This is a genomic window from Marinagarivorans sp. (assembly GCF_982758155.1).
The window spans coordinates 1-4,396 of the sequence record NZ_CEXWTU010000322.1 but is presented as its reverse complement, the minus strand read 5'-3'; the positions used below and the strand labels follow the sequence as shown (position 1 = coordinate 4,396).

Annotated in this window: 4 protein-coding genes; all 4 read right to left on the bottom strand. The window is 45.9% G+C overall.

The genetic code is table 11. The annotated features are described in order from the left end of the window. A partial coding sequence (locus AC3A8L_RS20240; RefSeq protein WP_487964081.1) for an MltA domain-containing protein occupies positions 1-870 on the bottom strand: 870 nt, incomplete at its 3' end. A gap of 185 nt (positions 871-1,055) precedes the next feature. Beyond that, positions 1,056-1,334, bottom strand: a complete 279-nt coding sequence (locus AC3A8L_RS20235; RefSeq protein ID WP_487964080.1) for a hypothetical protein — start codon at positions 1,332-1,334, stop codon at positions 1,056-1,058. Between the two features lie 260 nt (positions 1,335-1,594). Continuing rightward, complete coding sequence (locus tag AC3A8L_RS20230) at positions 1,595-2,299, bottom strand: 2OG-Fe(II) oxygenase (RefSeq protein ID WP_487964079.1); 705 nt, start codon at positions 2,297-2,299, stop codon at positions 1,595-1,597. A gap of 590 nt (positions 2,300-2,889) precedes the next feature. Next, a complete protein-coding gene (locus AC3A8L_RS20225) occupies positions 2,890-4,182 on the bottom strand; it encodes a glycosyl hydrolase 53 family protein (protein ID WP_487964078.1) in 1,293 nt (430 codons plus the stop codon). Positions 4,183-4,396 lie beyond the last annotated feature (214 nt).

Genomic DNA, 4,396 nt, shown 5'->3' with positions numbered 1-4,396 from the left:
AAAAAAGATATAGGATTTATTGAGGTTCATAATGCTTTGGGCGCGATCGGGATTTTGCGCAAGCCATGTGCGAATGCTTTGCATAGATACCGTGGCGGCGTCTAATTCGCCTTGCTCAATCAGCGGTTTACCAATTGCGGTATAGGGTTGGCCATTGCGACCGGCAAAGCCTACTCTCATTTGTTCGCCGCTGCCTAAGGTTAGTAAACCAGAGCCTTGAATGTGTAAAAAGAACACATCCACGCTATCGGCTGCCCATGCGATGGTTTCGGTGGGAATGTTCTTGCGGTGAATTTCTTCGCGGGTCCAATAGGGTTTAAGTTGCTTACCTTCGATGCGGCCCCAAAGTTTGTTGCTTTCCCATTCCTGATCAAAGTCACTCAGGTTAACAGTCATCATGTCATCGGGTAGAGCGTGGATGGGCGTATTAAACCCTGCTTTTTGCGTGAGTGAGGCTTTTAATTCTGGCTCGTAATAGCCAGTGAAAAAACTATCGCGTGCGCCATTAAAGCTTGCTGCATAAACTTCAAAGTGGTTTTCGAAATAATTACGCGCATTACCCTGCCATTCGAGTGCCTGTGTACAGGTATATTTAAGATCGCTTAGCGAAAGTGTTGGTTGGTTTTGGCGCGCCCCAAGGGTTTTACTTTTTAATATTTTGCTACAAGAATTTTTAAAAGCGAGCAGTGCGCCCTGCTGGTTGGAGGTGCTCCAGCCGGGTAGCGCTTGGAAAGATGACTTTTCGTAGGTCAGGGCTTTTGTTTTTTGAGGTGATTTTTTAACCGTACTACAAGCGCCAATGGCAAGTGTGATTGCGAGTAAAAGAATATATGGGTAGAAGGCGTGAGAGTGATTTATTGGGTATGGCATTTTGTGTCTGTCATTTAGTAATAGTGCTGGATAGGTGGATAGCGGTGATGATGTTAAGGCTATGTTATTGGTGTGTATGGTATATGAATGTGGCTGCTACCTGTATTTTGTCGGGCATGGCGGCAAGATCTAGCGGTGCCTGTAGGGTAGGCCCGCTTTACCTCGAGCCAATCGAAGCATGTTTATTATTTACTTCCCCAAATTGTGGCAACTGCGCGGTCATTGCCTAACAGGCCCAGTACTAAGCAAACCATGCCGCCCAAAAAGAAAACAATAACAGGAATCCATGTGGCAGCTTCTGTCATTGCGCTGGCGGCTATTCCCGATATCGTTGAAATCACCCAAAACAATGCGCCCACTGCGATTAATGCTGTGCGGTGGGATTTACGGTAACTAAATTCGCCGGTTCCAGATTCAAAAACCTTGAGAAGCGGTGCGAAAATTTTTCTGAATAATTGTTTCATGGTGCTGTCACTTACATATTTTTTGTGAAGTGCGCTTAGGGCCGTGCATGAAATAACTTTCCGCTTTTGAATTCCTGGGTGCACGCTTGCCTTCGTTAAAAATATTTGCAATAGCCGGCTATTCCGCCATATTTTCGCCTCGTCAAACAAGCACCCACAAACCCAAATTCCAGCAACTTATCTCGTGCACACCCCTTAGACGCGGCGGTTTGCTTGCTACTGTATCAAATAAACCCTTTTAGAGGGTAGTTATGGTTATGTTATTCAGACCAGTACCAACTGGTGACGTTATAGCGATATTTGGCGGCATATCCTGCTGTTAGTGGGGCTACCCAGTGCTCGGAACCCTTTGAGAAGGGGTCGAATAATACGCAGCGATTGTAATGCGGTGCAATATGAATAGGTTTTCCGTTACCCATAAATACCAGCTCGCCTCCTGCATGCTCTTCCCATTTTTTATTCATATACAACAGCATGCAAACTTCTCTGCCTGGGGAATCGTCAGCATGTTGTCGCACGAAATCGGTAGAGCTTAAGCGGAAGTAGTTGGTGTTGATTAAAGGGTTTTCGACATTAATATCGGTGAGTTCGGTTTTGAAAATTTTCGACACAAAAGACATGAAAATATCCCCGCGTAAAAACGATAAAAAATCGTTAGCTACATTTTGGGCTTGATTGTTAGTGGTGGCGGTGCTGGGTGTTAATGCGCGTTGCCAAATATCGCGTTGTACAAAACGCTCGTCGTTACTGGTTTTTTGCCACAGGGCATCATCCGCATATAAAGCAGAGTAGGTGTGCTGTTGTGTTTTCCAGTGATGTGGTTGCTGTAAAACGGAAACAACTTCATCGAGTTTTGATTCGTTAAATAGGTTGTCAATAACAATATGGTTGGGCCTGGGCTGTAATAAAGATTTTCGATAAGCGCTTATTGCTGTGCTGGTACTGCGCTCGTTATTTAACCACATTGAAAATAGCCTTGTTTTTTCTAGCTGACCGTATGATATATGGAATAATACAATCAGAATTATTAATCTATGCTTGATGTAGGTATTGAGGGCTTTGTTCTTGTCTCGGTGGCTCAGCGGAAAATTAATATTAGTCAGCAGGCTCGAACTTCTCTTTAGTTTATCCTGTGTACCGCTGACTCCTTTGAGGCGTCGCCAGGAAATTTACAGTCGGTAATCGAAAAATGTTCGTGCCTAGCTGCTCAAAATGGTTGACATCCATCAATACGTTTGATTAATATTGGTATCAATGAAATTGTCCATTTCCGCCTCGCTAAACTGCTAGGCGATCATTTTACTATGAAATAGTGGCTCTAACCCGAGGGAAGTTGAATTTTCTTCAGTCTGAACGCCTTAGGGGCGTGCATTAAATAACTTCCCGTTTTTGAATTCCTGGGTGCATGCTTGACTTCGTTAAAAATTTTTGCAATAGCCGGCTATTAGGGCCGAGGAAAAAATACTTTATCCAATAATGCTTGCCTCCTACTTCCTCAACTGCGTTGCCCAAAGCGTTACATGCCGGGGCCTACAGGATATAGGTTAGTAGGGCTTTAATCCGTTATCTTTCGTAAGCCATAATCCCGTACCATTTGGTCGTAAACGGCGAAATCTTCGGGGTTGGCTCGATAGGCGTTACCTTGTTGGGTAAATAAAGCATTGCCCCAAAACCCCGACTCCGTAGGCTCCCAGAAAAAAGTGCCCAGCCCGCGTTCTTCCGGAATTTCTTGCAGAATGTCATTCAGTAAGCGCCCGCGCGGGTTGTATTCCACAAAAGAAAAAGACAGTTCAGGATAACGACTTGATAGGCGCTGCATTGTTGTGCGCCAAGCGCTTGCGGGACCTTGAAATTCTTCATAAGCGGACAGACCTAAAACATCAAAATTCACACCTTGTGCCAGCGCGCTATCAACCCACCACTCGACTCCGTCTGGGTGATGAAAGTTTTCGATATGCAATAACGTTTTAATGTCTGGGCTTACGGCATTCACCGCTTGGATTCCAGCCTTTAATAATTGCCCAAGGTTATTCCAGTTGTTGTCATTGGCAGCACCATTGGGGCCGTTACTGGGGGTGGAGTTATTTCCCCAGCAATCGGTATTGTTTGTTGTTGTATGCACGAGCAGCCCTGGTGTGCTTTCATTGCCAATTTGTACCATATCGGGCAGTACATCTTCAGCGCGCAGTGCCTCTAAAGTATCCCGTGTGTAAAGCCGAACTTGCTGGGCTAATTCTTCAATGGTGCGGCTATTGCGCCAAGCATCAGGGATAACTTGTTTGCCGGGATCGGCCCAGGTGTCTGAATAATGAAAATCCAGTAAAAATCCCATGCCTGCCGCTTTGACGCGTTTCGCGGTGCGGATAATGTCTTCTTTTCCGTTATAGGCTTGGCTTTTACCTGCGCAGCCCGCATTGCTGCCACCGGCTGTGGAGGTATAGCCGAAGGGTGATGTGGGGTCTACAAAAGTACGCAGGCGAATGAAATTGATACCGTGGTTTTTCAAAAGTTGCAGGAGATCTTTGCTTTGGCCATCGGTATCGATATAAGTAGCGCCTTGGTCAAGCTGCTCTGACCAATACGAAATATCCATGCCTAAAATGTACTCACCTTTTTGGTAACCCATTACTGCTGCCGACGACGATGCCGTTTCGCTACTGAGGCTAGCGGCTTCACTTGAGTTATTACTTGAAGTAATCAAGGGGGCGCTTGAGGCAAGCGCAGAGCTGGAACTGCCCGGTGCAACGTTGGACCCGGCACAGGCCGATAGCCAAAATAGGCTAGTGGCGGCAAGTAGCCGCATAGTTGTTGGTAGCATCGGGGATGGAGGAAGGGTAAAGCTAAGCATCTAAAGGCCTGCGGCTAATTTATGGCTAATTACAAAGTTCAATGTACCCCATCTTTCAATAGCCTTAACGCCGTCAAATGACCGTGTTGTGATAACCATCTCCTAAGGGCCGAGGAAAAAATACTTTATCCAATAATACTTGCCTCCTGCCTCCTCAGTAGCGTTGCTCAAAGCGTTACATGCCTCGGTAACTGCTCCACGACATTATGCTCCT

Bases quoted from the DNA above. Each gene is read 5' to 3' on its own strand.
- AC3A8L_RS20230 (WP_487964079.1), bottom strand. From the start codon at position 2,299: ATGTGGTTAAATAACGAGCGCAGTACCAGCACAGCAATAAGCGCTTAT.
- AC3A8L_RS20225 (WP_487964078.1), bottom strand. From the start codon at position 4,182: ATGCTTAGCTTTACCCTTCCTCCATCCCCGATGCTACCAACAACTATG.
- AC3A8L_RS20235 (WP_487964080.1), bottom strand. From the start codon at position 1,334: ATGAAACAATTATTCAGAAAAATTTTCGCACCGCTTCTCAAGGTTTTT.